At 40.6% G+C, this 19125-nt stretch carries 17 protein-coding genes and 1 other annotated feature; of the genes, 4 read left to right on the forward strand and 13 right to left on the reverse strand.

What is annotated here, in order from left to right:
• Nucleotides 1–14 precede the first annotated feature (14 nt).
• Together FAY30_RS18725 and FAY30_RS18730 are read right to left on the reverse strand one after the other, a co-directional pair.
• Nucleotides 15–734 carry a pseudouridine synthase gene (locus FAY30_RS18725; protein ID WP_149871302.1) on the reverse strand — a complete coding sequence of 240 codons (720 nt, stop codon included), beginning with the start codon at nt 732–734 and terminating at the stop codon, nt 15–17.
• On the reverse strand, nt 731–2356 hold the full coding sequence (locus tag FAY30_RS18730; protein ID WP_149871303.1) for a putative polysaccharide biosynthesis protein: 1626 nt from the start codon (nt 2354–2356) through the stop codon (nt 731–733). The genes FAY30_RS18725 and FAY30_RS18730 overlap by 4 nt, the downstream gene beginning before the upstream one ends.
• A gap of 185 nt (nt 2357–2541) precedes the next feature.
• Here FAY30_RS18730 and FAY30_RS18735 point away from each other — a divergent pair, with 185 nt between their 5' ends.
• The gene (locus tag FAY30_RS18735; protein ID WP_149871304.1) at nt 2542–3813 is read left to right on the forward strand and encodes a BaiN/RdsA family NAD(P)/FAD-dependent oxidoreductase; all 1272 of its coding nucleotides are present in this window, start codon (nt 2542–2544) and stop codon (nt 3811–3813) included.
• 8 nt (nt 3814–3821) lie between these two features.
• On the opposite strand, the gene FAY30_RS18740 is transcribed toward FAY30_RS18735, so the two are convergent.
• Complete coding sequence (locus FAY30_RS18740; RefSeq protein WP_149871305.1) at nt 3822–4007, reverse strand: sporulation protein Cse60; 186 nt, start codon at nt 4005–4007, stop codon at nt 3822–3824.
• 130 nt (nt 4008–4137) lie between these two features.
• Between FAY30_RS18740 and FAY30_RS18745 the strand changes: the two genes are divergently transcribed.
• Genes FAY30_RS18745 through FAY30_RS18755 form a run of 3 tightly spaced genes read left to right on the forward strand, consistent with a single transcriptional unit; the run spans nt 4138 to nt 5934 of the window.
• Nucleotides 4138–4530 carry a hypothetical protein gene (locus tag FAY30_RS18745; protein ID WP_149871306.1) on the forward strand — a complete coding sequence of 131 codons (393 nt, stop codon included), beginning with the start codon at nt 4138–4140 and terminating at the stop codon, nt 4528–4530.
• Nucleotides 4530–5405 carry an FAD:protein FMN transferase gene (locus FAY30_RS18750; RefSeq protein ID WP_149871307.1) on the forward strand — a complete coding sequence of 292 codons (876 nt, stop codon included), beginning with the start codon at nt 4530–4532 and terminating at the stop codon, nt 5403–5405. Before FAY30_RS18745 ends, FAY30_RS18750 begins: the two co-directional genes overlap by 1 nt.
• A 7-nt stretch (nt 5406–5412) precedes the next feature.
• Nucleotides 5413–5934, forward strand: a complete 522-nt coding sequence (locus FAY30_RS18755) for a ferric reductase-like transmembrane domain-containing protein (protein WP_223821014.1) — start codon at nt 5413–5415, stop codon at nt 5932–5934.
• Between the two features lie 164 nt (nt 5935–6098).
• Here the strand turns inward: FAY30_RS18755 and FAY30_RS18760 are convergent, their stop codons facing one another.
• From FAY30_RS18760 to FAY30_RS18805, 10 genes are all read right to left on the reverse strand, one after another.
• Nucleotides 6099–6782, reverse strand: a complete 684-nt coding sequence (locus FAY30_RS18760) for an ABC transporter ATP-binding protein (protein WP_149871309.1) — start codon at nt 6780–6782, stop codon at nt 6099–6101.
• The gene (locus tag FAY30_RS18765) at nt 6782–8425 is read right to left on the reverse strand and encodes an ABC transporter permease (protein WP_149871310.1); all 1644 of its coding nucleotides are present in this window, start codon (nt 8423–8425) and stop codon (nt 6782–6784) included. The genes FAY30_RS18760 and FAY30_RS18765 overlap by 1 nt, the downstream gene beginning before the upstream one ends.
• A 1-nt stretch (nt 8426) precedes the next feature.
• Nucleotides 8427–9509: a Fe(3+) ABC transporter substrate-binding protein gene (locus tag FAY30_RS18770; RefSeq protein ID WP_149871311.1), complete on the reverse strand. Its 1083-nt coding sequence runs from the start codon at nt 9507–9509 to the stop codon at nt 8427–8429.
• Between the two features lie 314 nt (nt 9510–9823).
• Nucleotides 9824–11185: an IS1182 family transposase gene (locus tag FAY30_RS18775; protein WP_149870851.1), complete on the reverse strand. Its 1362-nt coding sequence runs from the start codon at nt 11183–11185 to the stop codon at nt 9824–9826.
• A 118-nt stretch (nt 11186–11303) separates the two neighbouring features.
• Nucleotides 11304–11609, reverse strand: a complete 306-nt coding sequence (locus tag FAY30_RS18780; protein ID WP_149871312.1) for a rhodanese-like domain-containing protein — start codon at nt 11607–11609, stop codon at nt 11304–11306.
• Nucleotides 11610–11666: 57 nt separating this feature from the next.
• Nucleotides 11667–14084 carry a leucine--tRNA ligase gene (leuS, locus tag FAY30_RS18785; RefSeq protein ID WP_149871313.1) on the reverse strand — a complete coding sequence of 806 codons (2418 nt, stop codon included), beginning with the start codon at nt 14082–14084 and terminating at the stop codon, nt 11667–11669.
• A 169-nt stretch (nt 14085–14253) separates the two neighbouring features.
• Nucleotides 14254–14478, reverse strand: a binding site (T-box leader).
• A gap of 150 nt (nt 14479–14628) precedes the next feature.
• Entirely contained in the window at nt 14629–15822 is a 1194-nt protein-coding gene (locus FAY30_RS18790) for an MDR family MFS transporter (RefSeq protein WP_149872774.1), read from the reverse strand.
• Between the two features lie 285 nt (nt 15823–16107).
• Nucleotides 16108–17559, reverse strand: a complete 1452-nt coding sequence (locus FAY30_RS18795; RefSeq protein ID WP_149871314.1) for an ammonia-forming cytochrome c nitrite reductase subunit c552 — start codon at nt 17557–17559, stop codon at nt 16108–16110.
• A 2-nt stretch (nt 17560–17561) separates the two neighbouring features.
• Nucleotides 17562–18074, reverse strand: coding sequence for a NapC/NirT family cytochrome c (locus FAY30_RS18800; RefSeq protein WP_149871315.1), 513 nt, complete (start codon nt 18072–18074; stop codon nt 17562–17564).
• Between the two features lie 108 nt (nt 18075–18182).
• A complete protein-coding gene (locus tag FAY30_RS18805; protein ID WP_149871316.1) occupies nt 18183–18995 on the reverse strand; it encodes a hypothetical protein in 813 nt (270 codons plus the stop codon).
• Nucleotides 18996–19125: the final 130 nt, after the last annotated feature.

The raw sequence follows: 19125 nt of genomic DNA on the forward strand, positions 1-19125 counted from the left end.
TTCAAAAAAGTTTTCTATTTCACTTGGTATTCTTTCAATAACTCAATTTCCTCTTCTGTTAGTTCCCGGTATTCGCCAAGCTCGAGTGTTTCATCTAACGGCAGAGGCCCCATTGAAATCCGCTGTAGGTAAACGACCCTTTTTCCAACAGCTTCAAACATTCTTTTGACTTGATGGAATTTGCCTTCGGTGATGGTTAACTCGATATCAGAGCGGATACCCGATTTTAAGATTTTCAATTCGCCAGGCTTTGTTTCGTACCCGTCATCTAATGTTACTCCTTTGGCAAAAGCCGCAACATCCGCCTCAGTCACTTCACGATCGATCACAGCAAAATACGTCTTCGGTACGTGCTTCTTAGGGGAAAGCAAACGATGTGCCAATTGTCCATCATTGGTGATGAGCAGCAAGCCTTCTGTATCCTTGTCGAGCCGGCCAACAGGAAAGGGCTCATACACCTGATCCTCCATCTCCAATAAATCGATAACCGTTTCACAAGAATTATCTTCTGTCGCTGATAATACCCCCTGCGGCTTGTTCATCATTAGATAAATAAATTCCCTATACTCAATCACTTCACCATTTAAAGTTACAGTTTGATTAGCAGGATCGACATGCTGCTTCGCATCTTTGACAACCACGTCATCCACTTTCACTGCACCGCTCTTTAGCAGCTGCTTGACTTCCTTGCGGCTGCCATAGCCTAAATTGGCGAGCATCTTATCAATTCTCACGCCGTTCCCCTCCTTTTAGAAAGCTTTAATTTTACCAATAACCTGTCAAGCTTTTCCCCAAATAAGCGGGAGGCAAGCCCCGATTTTAAACCAAGATAAAAATAAATTCCGGCGCCGACAGCGGCACAAATGATGATTATTAGCACAGACTCAATCTTTGATGAAGGAGAAAGGAATAACAATAATAGTTTATACATTAATTCTGTACCCACCCACATGAATCCAGCAAAAATGACAATTAGCAGGCTCCTTCTCCAAACGAGGCGGAATGGATAACGGGCATATGTCTTAATCACAATAAAGTTGATGAGAATGGCTGCAACATATCCAATTGTCGTTGCCAATACCGCTCCTCGTGTTTCCAGCAATTTTATTAACGGAATATTTAGAGTTAATTTAATTAATAATCCTACAAGTAAACTTAACACCGTAAACCGTTGTTCGTTGATTCCTTGTAATATAGCTGCGGTGACAGAATATAAGGAAAATAGAATGGCTACAGGTGCGTATGCCCTTAATACTTCAGTACCTATTAAATCATGCTGATAAAATGCCGTATAGACAGGTTCTGCCAACAACGAAAGACCGATAGCTGCAGGCAATGTTAAAAATAGCAGTACCTGAAAGGTCTGATTTAACTGGCGGTTTAGGCTTGCTCCCTCTCCCTCAACGAAGGCTCTCGTTATACTTGGTACAAGTGTTAACGAAAAACCTGTTGCCAGAGAAACTGGGATAATGACAATTTTGTGGGATTCAAAATTCAAAATAGAGAAGAAAGCTTCCGCAAATTTCTTTTTCCCAATTTCCTCCATCGCCTGGCTAAAGGTGAATTGATCAATTGCCTGGAACAAAGGATTAGCTATTCCAACTAACACGAACGGAAAAGCATAAATAAGAATTTCCTTATAAATATCCTTAAGGGAGATATCAATTGTGCCCTTATCATGTGATAGCAGTTCGTCTAAATACGGTTTTCGTTTATACCAATACCAAAATAATACGATTAATCCGCCAATGGCACCAATAAAGGCAGCGAACGTAGCCACACTTACAGCCGTTACCATTTTTCCATTAAAAATATGCAAGACGGCGAAGGCCCCCAAAAGGGTAAACGCAATCCTGACAATTTGCTCCACGACTTGTGAAAGTGCAGAAGGGCCCATCGATTGGTGCCCTTGAAAGAATCCTCTAATGAGACTCATAAATGGAACAACAATTAACGCAAAGCTGACAGCCCGCATAACCGTTGTGACATTATCTAAATTTGCCTTCTTATCACCCACACTCATTTCCGCTAATGTCGGTGCCGCAAGATACATAATCAAAAAGGCCATTACCCCTGTTGCCAGCATGATCACTAAGCCGGATTTAAACAACTTCCTGCCGACGGCATATTCCTCAAGGGCATTATATTTTGAAATAAATTTTGAAACGGCAAGCGGGACTCCTGCTGTTGCTATACTAATAAAAATGGTATAAGGAACATAGGAGAATTGATAAAGCGTTGTCCCTTCCCTGCCGACAATTTGAAAAAATGGAATAACGTAAATTAAGCCAATCACCTTTGATAAAATGGTACCCAGCGTTAAAATAAAGGTTCCTCTTAAAAGCTTAGATTGCATAAAATCCCTTCCTACCCGAAGAAAAAATTCGACTTTTTTTGCACACTATTAGTAGTTTACAACTTCTTTCTCTCAGACGCTACTCACAACCATGTAATTTTTCTCAAGAATCCCCCGGTTTTCGTTTTATTTTCACAAGAAATGTTTATAATGAAGTGACGAATTAATAAAAAGTTGGTGGAAATATGGAATACGATGTTATTGTTATCGGCGGCGGCCCATCCGGATTAATGGCGGCCATTGCTGCTGGTGAAAAAGGTGTGAAGGTGCTGTTAATTGATAAAGGAGACAAGCTTGGACGGAAGCTTGCCATTTCGGGCGGCGGCCGCTGCAATGTTACCAATCGCCTGCCGATTGAAGAAATTATTAAACACCTTCCGGGAAACGGAAAGTTTTTATATAGTGCCTTTTCGATTTTTAGTAATGAAGATATCATCGCATTTTTCGAAAAACTGGGAGTTGAATTAAAGGAAGAGGATCATGGGAGGATGTTCCCGGTGTCGAACAAAGCCCAATCGGTTGTCGATGTGCTTTTAGAACAATTGGAGAAATTCCGAGTAAAAGTCTTCCAAAACAGTCCCGTTGCTGATGTCATGTATAAAGATGGTCATGTTTCTGGCGTTTTGTTAAAGGATGGGCAAGAAATTAGCGCAAAATCGATTGTCATTGCAGTCGGCGGAAAGTCCGTCCCACATACAGGCTCGACAGGTGATGGCTATGCATGGGCAGAAAAAGCGGGACACACGATTACAGATTTATTCCCAACGGAAGTCCCTGTTACCTCTAATGAACCCTTTATTAAAGATAAAACACTTCAAGGACTTTCATTACGAGACATTAACTTATCCGTGATGAATCCTAAAGGCAAGCCAATTATCACGCATCGAATGGATATGCTGTTTACTCATTTTGGCATCAGCGGGCCGGCCGTTCTTCGCTGCAGTCAGTTTGTTGTCAAAGCGATGAAAAAGTGGAAGCTTAAAGAAGTGACGATGAGCCTCGATGTTCTGCCTGACAAACGAGAAGAAGAGATTTTTCAAGAAATCGTCAAGCTTGTAAAAAATGAGCCTAAAAGAAGTATCAAAAATACGCTAAAAGGACTGGTCCCAGAGCGATATCTTCTCTTTTTATTAGAAAATAGCGGGATTGACCCAGCTGAACAGGGTGGCACGATTTCAAATGAAAAAATTCGCAGTTTTACAAAAAGCTGCAAGCAGTTTCTTATTAAAGTAAATGGCACCCTGCCGCTCGATAAAGCATTTGTGACAGGGGGCGGTGTATCTGTTAAAGAAATCGAACCACAAACAATGGGTTCAAAATTAATGAATGGGCTGTATTTCTGCGGGGAGATTCTTGATGTCCACGGTTATACTGGCGGATATAATATCACCTCTGCCCTTGTGACTGGCAGACTTGCCGGGACGAATTCTGCCCTAACTTCAAAAAATCGGGCCTGATGTAACCATCAGGCCTTGTAAATAATCATCGCTGAAAAACAATATATCTGCTCTTCTTCTTCCTCTTCAGCCATCGCAGCAACATTATATTTAATATCTAAAAGACTTTTTTCATCAATCCCTCTTAAAAACCGATTCATTTCCTTTTCCAAATCCTTTTCATGCTCCCGATCAAATAGTTTAACCTGTATCACTTTTATCTCCCTCTCTTTTTTCTATCATTATTGACCTATTTTCAGAATTTTAAAAATTAGGAAGTTAAGATTTTTTTAAGATTGTCCTTGTACACTTCTTTTTGAGGTCAAATGGAAAGGAGCTTTTGCAATGGATAAAAAACAAAAAATCTCTTGGGGTGTCAGTTTTGGCAGCTTAGCTCTAGTAGCTGGGATGGTTTCATATCTTGGGATATTTAACGGTGATAAAACAGACAATCAAATGACATTAAGCCAGGGACAGCAATCTGATAATAATGCAAATCAGCAGTCGCCAGGCAGCTTTAATCCACAACAAGGGGAGGATTTTGATCGTTCTTGGGGTGATGATCGTTCTTCACAATATAATCAGAATGATCAAGGGGAAAGTAATAATTTCGATAATGGCGGACAGGCATTTGATAACAGTGATCAGCAGCAAGGTCAATATTCAAACGGCGGCGTCCCATCGTTCGGTCAATCTGGTCATCATCATGGCTTTGATACAACCACAGGTGGAACCTAATGTATCAATACAACTTCCATTCCATGAGCACGATTGTGCAAATTTCGATTAGTCATGAACTATATGCCAATGATTTGATGCCCATCTATAAACAGTTTTCAATGATAGAGGATACGTGCAGCAGGTTTCGTGCCGATAGCGAGCTATCACGAATGAATCAACAAGTTGGAAAAGAAGTACCTGTATCTAGCGAAATGTTTTCCATTCTCACAAAGGCATATCAGTTTTATTTGGAAACAGATGGCGTTTTTAATCCAAGTGTGTTAGATGCTCTCGAAAACAATGGGTATGAAAAATCTATCGAATTCATTAGGGATCGTGAAATTGAATTACCGACACGTTCCTCCGTTGCTTTCCATACACAACCATATACGCTTAATGAAGAATTACAGACTGTTAGTTTACATTCAAAAATTGATCTTGGTGGCATTGCCAAGTGCTGGGTCATCGATCAATCCGCTCAGTTGTTAAATAAGATTGGCTATGGATTTATCAATGTTGGCGGTGATATTCGGATTTTTGGTAATTTGCCCCGGCCATTAAACATCGGGATTGAGGATCCTTTTGGAAAAACAAATATGATTTCTTCAATTAAGGTGGAAAATGGTGCGGTCGCAACATCCACTTCAATGAAACGAAAATGGCGTGTGAATGGTGAATGGAAGCACCATTTAATTGACACAAGAACAGGAAATCCATCTGAAAGCACGATTGTTTCATCAACAATTACCGCACCAACCGCATTAGAAGCCGATGTTTGGGCAAAAACAATTCTTTTTTTAGGCGAAAAGGATGGCCCCGAATGGATAAAGGAAAAAGGCACTCATGCCGTTTTAATCAATAAATACGGAGATGTTTGGAGAGGAGGCGAGTAAATTGGAGATGTTTGAATGGTTTTTGATTCGAGCGACAGGTACAGTTGCTTATCTATTACTATACTTATCAGTCATCATTGGATTGTACTCGCAAGTCCAGAAAAAGCGGAAACAGAAGGTTACAATAACGTTATTTTTACACGAATCATTGTCAAATTGGGCGCTTTATCTTGTCCTTGTGCATGTCGGACTCTTACTGATCGATACGTATATTTCGTTCCAATGGTATGAGGTCCTCATTCCGTTTAACACCAACTATAAACCATTACCTATGGCAATGGGTGCTTTATCGTTGTACTTTTTAAGCATCACGGTTGTAACCTCAAAGGCACGGAAAAAGCTTGGCTATCAAAAATGGCGAAAATTACATGCATTGAACCCCATTCTTTATATATTGGTTACATTACACGGTCTATTTATCGGGACAGACTTTCAAGGAAATATCCTTGCAGTGATAAACATTATTCCATTAATTTTGATGGGAGTTATGCTGCAAAGACAGGAGCAGAAACAAAGCGCAATAAAATAAGCATAGAAAAAGAAAAACCGATTCCAAAATAGTCAAGATTAGCAGGAATATCCCTCTCTTTTTTATCATTAGGTTAATATCCTGAATCTTTTAGCACCAAAAAGGAACTAAAGTTTTTTACACTTTAGTTCCTTAACCAATGTTGCAGGTTTGACATCCTAGCTCTACCTTGCAGCTCTTTCGTTAAATGAAGTTTTTTTTACAATAGGCTGCCCTATGAAGATGCTTCGGTCGCAAATCGCATCAGCGTCACTGCGGTCGTGCGTTACCATTACGCAGGTCATGTTTGCTTTTTTCAAAATAGAGCGTAATTCCTCGCGAATTGATTCTTTTAAATCTGCATCCAGATTGCTGAATGGTTCATCCATTAACATTAATTTAGGCTTGGGAGCAAGTGCTCTTGCAAGGGCAATTCTTTGCTGCTGTCCACCGCTTAACTCATGAGGATATCTTTTTTCATAGTCTTCCATATGAACAAGCTCAAGCATTTCATTCAGGCGTGACTTTCGGTCTTTCCGAGGCATGCGAGACAAGCCAAATAAGATATTGTCCTTAACCGTCATATGCGGAAATAAGGCATAATCCTGAAACACCATCCCAACTCCCCTGTCTTCAGGCTGAACAAATAATCCCTTATTAACGACAGGAATGCCGGCAATATTTATACTACCCTTTTCTGGCAATTCCAGCCCGGCAATTAAACGCAGCAACGTACTTTTCCCACTTCCGCTTTGCCCGAGGACACCGACCATTTCCCCTTTATTAATCGAAAAGGAAAAATCGTTAATCACTGGTGCCGCTCCGCGTGAAAACGAAAAAGTAAGACCTTGAATGTCTAAAACCTTCATTACTCCACCCTCTTATCGATTATATGAAAGACGATTACTGACAATACACTTATGCCGATGATCATCAGAGATGAAATAGAGGCCTCATGGATCATCTCGTCTTTTGCATATTGAAAAGTCTTTGTTGCTAATGTTTCAAAATTAAATGGCCGTAACAATAAAACTAGAGGTAATTCCTTGCAAATTTCGACGAATGTTAAAATGAACCCGCTAAACAAGGCACCCTTGATTAACGGTAAATCGACTTTAAAAAATGATTTGGTCATCCCGTGGCCAAGAAGCCTTGAAGCCTCGGTGTATTTTGTACCAACTTTTTCAAAACCGACTTCAACCGCATTAAAACCGGTTGCCATAAACCGAATCGTATATCCGGCAATCAGCATGAACAAAGACATACTTAACACAAGCGGGGCAGTTCCCAGTCCCATTAAAGAATATACCGGGGCAAGCCATTTATCAAGTGTGATAAAGACTGCAAGGACACCTATTGCGATAATCGCACCCGGTACCGAATAGCCGGAGGTGACCCATTTTGATAATAGATAGGAAAAAGACGTTTTAGAGCGGCAAATATTTGCGACAATAACAGAAAAAATCAAGATAATGGCGGTCGATATTGCAGCCACATAAACGGTTTGATTGAACAAGGTGATGAAGGAGCTGCTCCAAACTTTTTCAAATGTCAGCCTTGCCCACGATATTAACTGAAGCAGCGGGATAAGGAATCCTAATGCAAACACTGCTGCACAATACGTAAAAGCAGCCGCAGCGGGCAATCCTTTCAATTTCATCGGTACAAACGGCCTCGATTTATTGCTTAAATGATAGCGCCTGCGTTTTCTCAGAAGCTTTTCGACTAGAAACATTCCAACCACGACTACCATAAGCCACGCGGCAAGTCTCATCGCTGTATCAACGTCATACATTCCAAACCATGTTTGAAAAATCGCGGTTGTTATCGTATGAATGCCAAAATAGCTGGTGACTCCGTAATCACTCAGCACTTCATAAATCACTAAGATCACCCCGCCGACAACAGCAGGGCGGGACAATGGAAGAATTATTTTTAGAAAAATAGACACTGGCTTTCTGCCCAGAAGTCTGGCATTTTCCATATAGGATGAGCTTTGGCTTTCTAGAAATGCTCTCGCTATAATGTATACATACGGAAACAGAAACAAAGTGAAAATGAAAATCGCACCGCGAATGGATGAAATCGATAACAACTCAGGATTAATCTGATAATCATATTGATTTCTCAGGGTAGTTTGAATCACTCCAGTATAACTGAGCATTGTCCTGTAAGTATAGGCGGCAATATAAGGCGGTATTGCAAGAGGCAGCATCAGCCCCCAGCGAAAAAATTTCCGAAGAGGAAATTGATATACTGCTGTTAGCCATGCCAAGGTAATTCCTAAAAAAGCTGTCAAAATTCCCGTTGCGCCCACAAGAACGATTGTATTAAAAATATAGTTTTTCAATAAGTATTGGCGGATTTGAAACCAGTTTTCGTTTGGTTCTTGAAAAAGCGAAAAGAACACAAACAGGATGGGCAGCAGGATGACTGCCGCCCCAATGATACTAATGATCCACCAGCCATTAAGCTCTTTTTGAACGTAACGCCTTATAAACTCAGTTTTCATTTTACTTCCAGCCTGTTTTATTAAATATTTCGATTGCCTTATGGTTATGTTCTCCTAAAGTATCAAAGTTAAGCTTTTGGCTTTTGAAGTCACCCCAAGATTGCAATAGTTCCGGTTTCTTTGCTTCTGGATTGACTGGGAACTCATAGTTATTTGCTGATAGATATTCCTGCGCCTCCGTACCAGTCATATACTCCACTAGCTTAATTGCATTATCTTTATTCTTGCTATATTTCGTTAGACCAATTCCACTGATATTAATATGTGTCCCAGTTGTTTCTTGGTTCGGGAAGAAGACGCCGATATTACTGCCTACTTTTGCTTCTTCAGGATCTGCTGAGTTAACTAGTAATCCCACATAGTATGTGTTCATAATTGCCACATCACCCGTCCCGGCAGCAATTGCTTTTGCCTGATCACGGTCACCGCCATCTGGCTGGCGCGCAAAGTTTTGTACGATTCCACTAGCCCATTCTTCCGCCTTCTTCTCGCCATTTAACTCGATAAAGGAAGCTAACAGTGATTGGTTATATAGGCTTGTTGATGAACGGGCTAGTACTTTGCCCTTCCACTTCTTGTCGGTTAAATCCTCGTATGTAGATAGCTGGTCAGGAGACACCCGTTCCTTTGAATATACAATCACCCGGGCTCTTGTAGCGATTCCCACCCAGTTATTCTCTTTATCTCTTAAATTTTCAGGTACATTTTTATCAATTATTTTAGAGGTTACGGGCTGTAGTACGCCATTATTCTTAGCATTCGCTAACACGCCGCCATCGACTGTAATAAATAAATCTGCTTGCGTGCTTTCTCCTTCACGCTTTAAACGTTCAATTAACTCTTCTGCCTCAGCTTTTACCACATTAACTTTAATTCCTGTTTTTTCAGTAAATTTTTTGTACACTTCATCATCTGCCTCATAATGTCTAGCTGTATAGACATTGACAATCTGGTTTTCTGATTTCTTCGGATTTGCTGCTGTTTTCTCCGAATCCGAGTTACCCTGGCTTGCTCCACAACCAGCAAGGCCAATAGTCAGGAGTGTACTGGCGAGCAAAGGTTTAACTAATTTTGATAATTTCATCGAATGTTTCCACCTTTTGTATTTTATATATATTGATAATGATAATTATTATCACTTAATTCCTTTTCATTGTAATAGCCATTTAGCCTATAGTCAATAACATAAATAAAATTATTTAAATAAGTTTGAATTTTTTTCACAATATTGTTAATTTCACTAAGTCTATTATCATTTCAAAAAAAAAACGATTCCGATTGGAATCGTTTCAGATTGTCGACAAAAGGCATTCCGAATAAGCCTGTTCGGATGCCTTTTGTTATTCTTAAGTATTTTTTGCTCAATTTTCTTTGTACAGACCCCTCCGGGGTCGTTTTTTATACCATTGTTGGATTAACCCAAGTCCAGTTTGCCATCTTCTTTAAATTCATGGCAGCAAAAGTAAGCATCGCCTGCATAGACAATTTTTTAAGTCCCCTTAAAGTTGTCCATCGCATCCCATGCTTCTCTTTCGCATCTGCAAATACACGTTCAATCGTTTCTTTGCGTCGAGCGTAGATTATTTTATTTTCGTCTGTATGCCGAAGGTGTTCAGCTTCCTCAAGATACTCTTCCCAAACATGCCGTTGAAGTAGCTTTTGATGGTTTTTACTTTGTGTACATTGGGATAAAAACGGGCACTCTTTACAATGAGCTGGATTCGAAAAATACTGCCGGTATCCTTCCTTCGTTGTCGTGCTATATTTTAACTCTTGTCCTCCCGGACAAAGGTAGCAATCATAGTGCTCATCATAAACAAAATCGTTCTTTTTCAAATAACCTTCTTTTGTACGAGGGCGGGTATAAGGTAAAGCAGGGCGAATCTCATTTTCAATTAAGTATTGAGCAATTGCAGGTGTTTTGTATCCAGCGTCAGCAGCAACAGCAGCAGGTTTCCTTGAGTTCTCTATGACTTTTTCAAGAAGAGGCTCTAACATCGTACTATCATGAACATTACCAGGGGTGACAATCGCGCCTAGGACAAAGCCATTTTTATCGGCAGCTGCATGAAAAGAATAGGCAAATTGCTTCGTCCGCTCGTCCTTCACGTAATACCCACTTTCTGGGTCCGTGGTACTTTCCTTGATTTCCTTCGTTTCTTCCTTTTCAAATTTGTCAGGTGGGAAAGGCTTTTTCCCATGTTCTTCACGATCACCATTGATTTCTTGTTGGAGACGTTCTTGATATGCTTTCGTTTCCTTACGAACTACCTTTTTCTCAAATTTACGCTTATTTGCACTTGCCTTCACGTGCGTAGAATCAATAAAAACGTGTTCGCTACTTACCAGTTTCTTTTCGGCTGCCTGCTTTAGAATTCTGTAAAATATCTGTTCAAATAAGTCTGTATCCTTAAATCGGCGTTCATAGTTTTTACCGAAAGTGGAGAAGTGAGGCACCTTATCATGGAATCCATACCCAAGAAACCAACGATAAGCTAGGTTCGTTTCAATTTCTTCTATCGTTTTTCGCATCGAGCGAATACCGAACATATATTGAATAAATGCCATCTTAATTAATACAACAGGATCGATACTTGGACGTCCTCGTTCAGCAGAGTACATCTCTTGAACAAGAGGATATATAAATGAAAAATCTATAGCAGCTTCAACTTTTCGGACCAAATGGTTCTCCGGGACTAACTGTTCAAGAGTTATCATTTCTAATTGATCCCGATTCATCTGAGTATTTTTCGTTAGCATTTTCTTCATCACCTTACAAAATTAATAGTATCTTCATTATACAAAAAAACTGTAGGCAAATCCCCAAAAAATGGGGGATTTGTCTACAGTCTGAAACGATTCCGATTGGAATCGTTTTTTATTGAACTTCACCAGTCCAATTCAACATGCCGCCTACCATGTTGCGAACTTTATAGCCTTGTTCCTGGAGGTAATGACAAACATTCCCGCTGCGAGCGCTAGAGCGGCAGATAAAGATATATTCTTTATCCTTATCAAAATAATTAAGGTTAGCAGGAATATCGCCCATGCGAATATGCTTTGCCTCAGGAATCATCCCTGCTGCTACTTCTTCATCTTCCCTAACGTCTACAAGCTCAAGTTTTTCCCCTGCCTCAAGCTTCTTTTGTAATTCTTCTGGTGTAATTGTTTGAATTTCTTCCATCCCAATCATCCTTTCAGATAACTTCCCCCAAAAAATCAGGGGGAAGTATCCTTAATTTTAATTCGCAACGATATTTACTAACTTACCTGGTACTGTAATCACTTTACGAATTGTTTTTCCTTCAATTTGTTCCTTTACCCGGTCATCGTCCATTGCGATCCCTTCCAATGCTTCTTTGCTGGCATCCGTTGGAACCTTAAGCTTTGTCTTTACCTTACCGTTTACTTGGATGACAATTTCAACTTCATCATCGACTAATTTCGCCTCATCATATGCAGGCCAAGCTTCGTACGAGATGGTTCCGCTGTGACCTAGTTTTCCCCACAGCTCTTCAGCAATATGCGGGCAAACAGGTGCAAGCATTTTTACAAAACCTTCAACATAATCCTTTGGAAGAACAGTTGATTTATAGGCTTCATTAATGAATACCATCATTTGTGAAATCGCCGTATTGAAGCGTAACCCTTCATAATCCTCGGTAACCTTTTTCACCGTTTGGTGGTACACTTTTTCCAAGGTAGAAGCTTCTTCATTTGGCTGGATTTTCGAATTTAATTCACCGTTTTCCTCCACAAATAAGCGCCATATCCGGTCAAGGAAGCGACGTGAGCCATCTAGACCGTTAGTTGACCAGGCAATCGAGGCATCAAGTGGGCCCATAAACATTTCATATAAGCGAAGTGTGTCGGCGCCATGACTGTCGATGATATCATCAGGATTGACCACATTTCCTTTAGACTTACTCATTTTTTCATTGCCTTCGCCTAAAATCATCCCCTGGTTAAATAGCTTTTGGAATGGTTCTTTTGTCGGAACGACTCCGATATCATACAAGAATTTATGCCAGAAACGGGCATATAGCAAGTGAAGTACAGCATGTTCAGCACCGCCAATGTAAATATCAACCGGCAGCCAGTGATTTAATTTTTCAGCTGAAGCCAATGCTTCGCTGTTCTTTGGATCGATATAACGTAAATAGTACCAGCAGCTGCCGGCCCATTGCGGCATTGTATTCGTTTCACGGCGGCCTTTTTTGCCTGTTGCCGGATCCACGACATTTACCCAGTCTGCAATAATAGCAAGTGGTGATTCACCTGTACCGGACGGTTTGATATCTTTCGTTTTTGGCAGCATCAATGGAAGTTGATCTTCAGGAACAGCTGTCATCGTGCCATCTTCCCAATGGATAATTGGAATTGGTTCGCCCCAGTAACGCTGGCGGCTGAACAGCCAATCACGTAAACGGAAGGTTACCTTTTTCGTTCCAATGCCTTTTTCCTCTAACCAGGAAATCATTTTAGTAATTGCGTCTTCTTTATTTAACCCATTTAAGAAGTCGGAGTTGATATGTTCACCATCTCCGGTATATACTTCTTTCTCAACGTCGCCGCCGGCAACAACCGGTATAATTGGCAGACCGAATTCTTTGGCAAAATCATAGTCACGTTCATCGTGGGCAGGTACTGCCATAATTGCACCTGTTCCGTAGCTGACTAATACATAGTCTGCAATCCAGATTGGTATATTTTCACCATTTACCGGATTGATGGCATATGCTCCGGTAAATACACCTGTTTTCTCTTTCGCAAGGTCTGTACGCTCAAGGTCGCTCTTTGTTTTCACTTTATCTAAATAGGCTTCAACAGCAGCGCGTTGCTCAGCAGTTGTTATTTTATCAACAAAGGCATGTTCCGGCGCCAATACAGCATAAGTTGCACCGAATAAGGTATCCGGACGTGTGGTGAAAACAGTGAAGGTTTCATCATGTCCATCGATCGCGAAGGTTACTTCAGCTCCTTCAGAACGGCCAATCCAATTGCGCTGCATTTCTTTCAAGCTTTCTGGCCAATCAAGCTCTTCTAAGTCTTCTAATAAACGGTCCCCGTAAGCAGTGATTTTTAACATCCATTGCTTCATCGGACGGCGTTCAACCGGATGGCCGCCGCGTTCACTCTTGCCATCAATGACCTCTTCGTTGGCAAGAACGGTTCCTAATGCAGGGCACCAGTTTACAGCTACCTCATCAATATAGGCAAGTCCTTTTTCCCAAAGCTTTAAGAAAATCCACTGTGTCCATTTATAGTACTCAGGGTCTGTCGTATTGACTTCCCGATCCCAATCATAGGAGAATCCAAGTGCTTTAATTTGTCTGCGGAAGGTGTTAATATTTTGCTCGGTAAACTCCGCCGGATCGTTACCAGTATCTAATGCGTACTGCTCTGCCGGCAGTCCGAAAGCATCCCAGCCCATTGGATGAAGGACATTATATCCCTGCATCCGCTTCATACGAGATAGTATATCTGTTGCTGTGTAGCCTTCCGGATGACCTACATGGAGTCCTGCACCTGATGGATACGGGAACATATCTAGAGCGTAGAACTTGCGTTTATCATATTCTTCACTTGTTTTGAATGTTTTTTCTGTTTCCCATTTCTGTTGCCATTTTTTTTCGATTTGCTGATGGTCGAAACTCATTTTGTTTTCCTCCTACAAAAAAATAAAAGCGGAAGCGCCTTGTTCAGCCCCGACCTGCATAAGACGGGCCGGTGAGAAGGTTGTTTTTTAACCTTCTTGCCGGACTGGCTGTAGACCTGCGAGGGGCTAGGCGCTGCAGCTAGATAAAATAAAAAACCTCTCATCCCAAAAAAGGGACGAGAGGATTGTATGTATCTTCCCGCGGTACCACCCACATTAGTGCATGAATGCACTCGCTTCATTCATCCTTAACGCGGAAAACGGCAAGCATTACTGTTCCTTCATGCCTGCAACTCAAAGGCGAGTTCATGATGTACCCGGTTGACTTTCACCAGCCGTCAACTCTCTAATGGCTCGGATATTGACCACTACTACTCCTGATCACTGTTTTTCTAATATAAAAAGTATTACGGTTATTGTATTAAATTTTCAGGCAGTATGCAAGTATGCTTGCGCCTATTTTCATATTAGACCGTTTCTCTTCCTTTTAAACATCAAAAAAACAGTGAGGTACCCCTCACTGTCCATTCCACGTGGACAAATCCTACATTTGTCCACGAACGGTGCCTGACACCAATTTCCTTTTTATTCCATGATCATAGATAAGTGTGGTTATGATGGCGATTAGGAAAAGTCCGATTAATAGGATAAATAGTGCTGACATGTTGTATAGGTCTACAATTATTCCGCCTAGTAATGGGCCAATCATTCTGCCACCGGTTGCGGTGCTGTTGACGATTCCTTGATAAAAGCCTTCTCTTCCCTTAGGGGCTAAATCAAAAGCAATGGTAGGAACGGCAGGCCAGATGAACATTTCGCCGACTGTTAGGATTATCATTGCTACGAGGAAGCCTGAAAATGCATTCGCTTTACCTGCAACTAAAAATGAAACGATGAAGATCCCTATTCCAATTAGGATTTGCAACTTAAGAGAAGCAGATAGATATTTAAGTATCCCATTCAAAAGCGGCTGCCCGAGGACGATAATGGCCCCGTTTATCGTCCATAATAAACTATAGTGAGTCATTGAGATGTTTATTTCTTGCGTGTAAGATGCAATCGTTGTTGTCCATTGACTGTAAGAAACCCAGCATAGCAAATAACCCGAACAAATAATTAACAAGGCATGTAAATTCACTTTGTTTTTTATTGGAGTCATTGTTTTTTCGATATGGTTGTGTGATGCATGTTCTACCGTGATTCCCTTATATCCAAAAATAGCAATTAGTAAGAAGACAACATACATGATGGTATTCGCTAAGAAGATTAATTGGAAGGAGTAATCAGCTACGATGCCGCCAAGTGACGCACCAACGGCTACCCCGAGATTTTGTGCAACATAAATGGCATTAAATGATTTCCGCCCGCCCTCTTTCCAAACCGATCCCGCCATTGCATACATGGATGGAAAAATAATTCCTGCGCCAAAGCCAGCAATGGTTAGAAAAACGACGTATTGCGGCCAATCATGCCAAATGGATAAGCCTATAAGGGCCAAGAGGGAAATACCAATTCCCAAAAGAATAGATTTATAGCCGCCAATTTTATCAAATAAATGGCCGCCATAGAGATTTCCAATAACGCTTGCTCCCGAGTTGAGCATGAGGACAATCCCGGCTACGGATAAGGATTTTCCTAAATGATTGTGAATATAAATTGTATTTAAAGGCCATAAAAAAGAAGAGCCTATTACATTCACTGCCATCCCGATGATTAAAAGCCATAAGGCACGTGGCATGAAAAACGCTCCTTTATCATTAACTATTTCGATTCCCTTGGTAATTTTAGCTGTTTTTCTGTTCTGGCGCAATCGTTTTGTGTTTCCATTTTTCGCATTAATTCCGACACCATCACTGACACCCCAGACAATTGACACCACGGCCCAATTCCAGCACAATAAACGTAAGAAAACACTGTCCCAAAAAGGGAAACAGTGTTTTCCAACACAAATTTAATGGCTCTTTCCTGAAAATTTCTTATTCCTTCTTGGCGGGACGAATAAGAATGTCAAAATGGAAAGAGTCTATTTTTTTGGTGTCGCTGGTACGACTGGTGCCTGGGCAGGGAAATAGCTGTTAACTGCCTGATCCTTTTTCTTCTCATTCACTTTCTCATCAGCTACAGCTTTTTTCGCTTTTTCAATTTCCTGATCAAGCTCTTCCATGTTGACTCCTTTTTTCACAAGCTCTTCTGTTGCGAGGCGTATCGCTTTACTAGACTGTTCAATCGAAATCCTTAAGGAATCCATGGATCCTTGTGGATTGTGGAAGCCTGAAGAGTTTTCAGCCGCGATGATATCCCAGAACCATTGACCTTTACGGACAAATTCCTGTGCCTCTTTAATCTTTTCTTGGCTTACACCTGAAGTAATCATTTTGTTTACATAATAATGGGCAGACGTAGAAATATCTTGGGCATCATGTAATCCGCTTACGTTTGCTTCCTGAATTTCAAGCACACGGTCTTTTAATTTGTCTAAATCACGGTCACCATGGCACTGGCCGCAAGAAGTTTGCATTGTTTTAAGCGGTGAAGTCCACCAGTGTGACGAAATCTTTCTTTTTCCATCAACACGTTCATATGGCATATGGCAATCGGCACAGGAGACATTTGCTTTACCATGTGTACCCGATGAATGGGTTTCAAATTCAGGATGCTGTGCTTTTAACATTGGCGTTCCTGAAATATTACTGATCCAGTCTTTTTCAAAACCATTTTCTTTGGCAATCGTGTTATAGTATTCATACATTTCTTCAGGTTTAAAGCCTTTTGTCCATGGGTAGGTAACTTCGCTATTATTAGCAGCAAAGTAATATTCATCATGGCACTGGCCGCAAACATAGCTGCGCATTTCATTTTTCGTTGGTTTTGACACATCAACACCCTTAGCTTCCAATGCTTTAAAAAGACTTGGACGGGTAACCCGTAAATCCATTGTTTTTGGATCATGGCAATCAGAGCAGCCGATTGGCGAGTGACCCATTGCTTCACCTTTTGGCCAAATATCTTTGTTAAAATTAGCGCCCCAGTAGCTGTCGCCCATTTCTTCAATCATTTTTGGCACGGCCGTTGATTTACATGTATAACAGGAACCGACTGACTTATCGGTAATCCTTTTAACATTGCGGATATCTTCTAACGCGTAAGTATGGCCGCGGTCTTCATTGTATTCTGTCGCAAATCCATAGCCATTGAAAAGAATTGGCAATAGTGGTTCCTTATCCGGATCGTACTTACTGCGTTTTACTGAACCATTGTATTTTGTATCTTCCATCTTTTCATTTTTCTTATAACTGTTATATTGAAGCGGAAATAAGTCTTTAAATGCTTCATTGCTTATTTCATCTGTTGAAAGGCCTGTCGTCTTCTTACCTGCTGCCGAAGCGGTTTTATCGCTGGAGTCCTTGCCGCAGCCAGTAATAATCAGCACTAATGCCAATAGAAGAAGAAATGCCCCATATCGGAACCTTCCCATTCTTAAAATCCTCCCTTATTTTCTAATAATTCTCCTGATACAGGTGGCTTATTATAGTGGTCATCTTTAAAGCCTTTCCCGTGTGGTACTGTTTTGTGACAGGAGATACAACTGTCCTTTGCATCATGCGAGACATTGTCAACCGTACTTTTGTGACATGAAATACAGTTGTCGTCCATGATCGCCTTTGTCCTCTCTGTTGCCCCAATCACATCTGGTATATCCTCAGTACCAAGTGTGTTGAAATAAATATGGGTCATCCCGGCACGGCCTTTGAAAAATAATTTCCCGACTTCACTCTTATGCGGCAGATGACAGTCATTACACTGCAATTCTGCATGTGTCGAATCGACGAATGAAGTATAAACGGATTTCATCGTATGACAGTTTTGACAAAAACCCGGGGAATCCAAATATGCCATTGTTTTTACTGTTGAAAATGATAAAAACACGCCAATCAGCAGGGCTAACACAACTAAAAACTTTTTGTTCATCTTTAGAAGCTTTTTGAACATTTCTTCACCTCCCATAAAATCTTTTGATCTCTCTATTTATTTATTAAAACACCCTAGGGGTACCTTAATCCAAATGAACCATCCACCAATTTAAGCGCCTTGTTTTTACTACTTTTTCTTGCGGTTTCTGAATAATACGGCCAATGCAGTTACGGCCAGAACACTTACCCCGCCGAATGCTGCGACTGCAAGGCTGGTGGTTTTCTTTTCTTTATTTTCTTTCAGTTCTTGAGGAGTTTTATTAATAGTTAGTTCTGTAGTTGGCTTAGTCTCGCTTCGCTCATATGTTATAGTGAAGTTTTTTTCATTACCTGCTTTTACATCTTGAAATAAATAAGAAGAGGTATTAGTGCCTTCCCAATGATTCTGTTTTTCATCTGGGGCCGGGGTCAGCTTTATTTTTTTCGCCTTTGACGGTTGAGTAACAGTAATATTGACAAGACCGATGTCCGCGAAGCTTTTAAAATCGTAGGATAATGATTTCTTCGTCCTATTAACCTTTAGGCTGTCCGTATAAAACTCAATAACAAATTTATATCGTTCTTTTGGGGCAATCTCTTCAGTTGTAGTCCAGGAGATTGTTTCCTTTTCACGGTCAATGACGTATTCAATTTCAAAAGCATTTCGTAAATCGCTTGAATAATCCGCAACATAGCCAATTCGAAAATTCTTTTCCTTCATTGGAAGGGGAATTTCAATTTGACCCTTCTGCGACTGATTAGAATTGTTAATCATCGCCCCCTGATAACCAATTAATAATGGTGCATGGTCTTTCTTCTGATCGTTTGGATGAAAAGCATACTCGGGCATGATTTGAATCGATAATTCTTCCATTTTTAAAATCGATTCATTTTCTGCATAACTGATTGCAGGGTACATAAAGAGTAAAATGATACTTACAATGAACAAGTATTTTTTCATTAATAACTTCCTTTCAAAAAAACTGTCTGAGGCAAATATGACTAAAATGTGAACATATTCACATAAACTTCAAAAATAGCGCTCCCCTGAGGAACTAGCGGCGGTTTGGGAATAAAATTTTCAAATCCCT

This window comes from Bacillus sp. S3 (assembly GCF_005154805.1).
In the GTDB taxonomy this organism is placed as follows: domain Bacteria; phylum Bacillota; class Bacilli; order Bacillales; family Cytobacillaceae; genus Neobacillus.

What these genes read in the sequence shown, in the direction of transcription:
- FAY30_RS18770 (WP_149871311.1), bottom strand. Translation starts at nt 9,509, where the DNA reads ATGAAATTATCAAAATTAGTTAAACCTTTGCTCGCCAGTACACTCCTG.
- FAY30_RS18730 (WP_149871303.1), bottom strand. Translation starts at nt 2,356, where the DNA reads ATGCAATCTAAGCTTTTAAGAGGAACCTTTATTTTAACGCTGGGTACC.
- FAY30_RS18765 (WP_149871310.1), bottom strand. Translation starts at nt 8,425, where the DNA reads ATGAAAACTGAGTTTATAAGGCGTTACGTTCAAAAAGAGCTTAATGGC.
- FAY30_RS18790 (WP_149872774.1), bottom strand. Translation starts at nt 15,822, where the DNA reads ATGCCACGTGCCTTATGGCTTTTAATCATCGGGATGGCAGTGAATGTA.
- FAY30_RS18735 (WP_149871304.1), top strand. Translation starts at nt 2,542, where the DNA reads ATGGAATACGATGTTATTGTTATCGGCGGCGGCCCATCCGGATTAATG.
- FAY30_RS18745 (WP_149871306.1), top strand. Translation starts at nt 4,138, where the DNA reads ATGGATAAAAAACAAAAAATCTCTTGGGGTGTCAGTTTTGGCAGCTTA.
- FAY30_RS18750 (WP_149871307.1), top strand. Translation starts at nt 4,530, where the DNA reads ATGTATCAATACAACTTCCATTCCATGAGCACGATTGTGCAAATTTCG.
- FAY30_RS18780 (WP_149871312.1), bottom strand. Translation starts at nt 11,609, where the DNA reads ATGGAAGAAATTCAAACAATTACACCAGAAGAATTACAAAAGAAGCTT.
- leuS (WP_149871313.1), bottom strand. Translation starts at nt 14,084, where the DNA reads ATGAGTTTCGACCATCAGCAAATCGAAAAAAAATGGCAACAGAAATGG.
- FAY30_RS18800 (WP_149871315.1), bottom strand. Translation starts at nt 18,074, where the DNA reads ATGTTCAAAAAGCTTCTAAAGATGAACAAAAAGTTTTTAGTTGTGTTA.
- FAY30_RS18775 (WP_149870851.1), bottom strand. Translation starts at nt 11,185, where the DNA reads ATGCTAACGAAAAATACTCAGATGAATCGGGATCAATTAGAAATGATA.
- FAY30_RS18795 (WP_149871314.1), bottom strand. Translation starts at nt 17,559, where the DNA reads ATGGGAAGGTTCCGATATGGGGCATTTCTTCTTCTATTGGCATTAGTG.
- FAY30_RS18805 (WP_149871316.1), bottom strand. Translation starts at nt 18,995, where the DNA reads ATGAAAAAATACTTGTTCATTGTAAGTATCATTTTACTCTTTATGTAC.
- FAY30_RS18760 (WP_149871309.1), bottom strand. Translation starts at nt 6,782, where the DNA reads ATGAAGGTTTTAGACATTCAAGGTCTTACTTTTTCGTTTTCACGCGGA.
- FAY30_RS18755 (WP_223821014.1), top strand. Translation starts at nt 5,413, where the DNA reads ATGTTTGAATGGTTTTTGATTCGAGCGACAGGTACAGTTGCTTATCTA.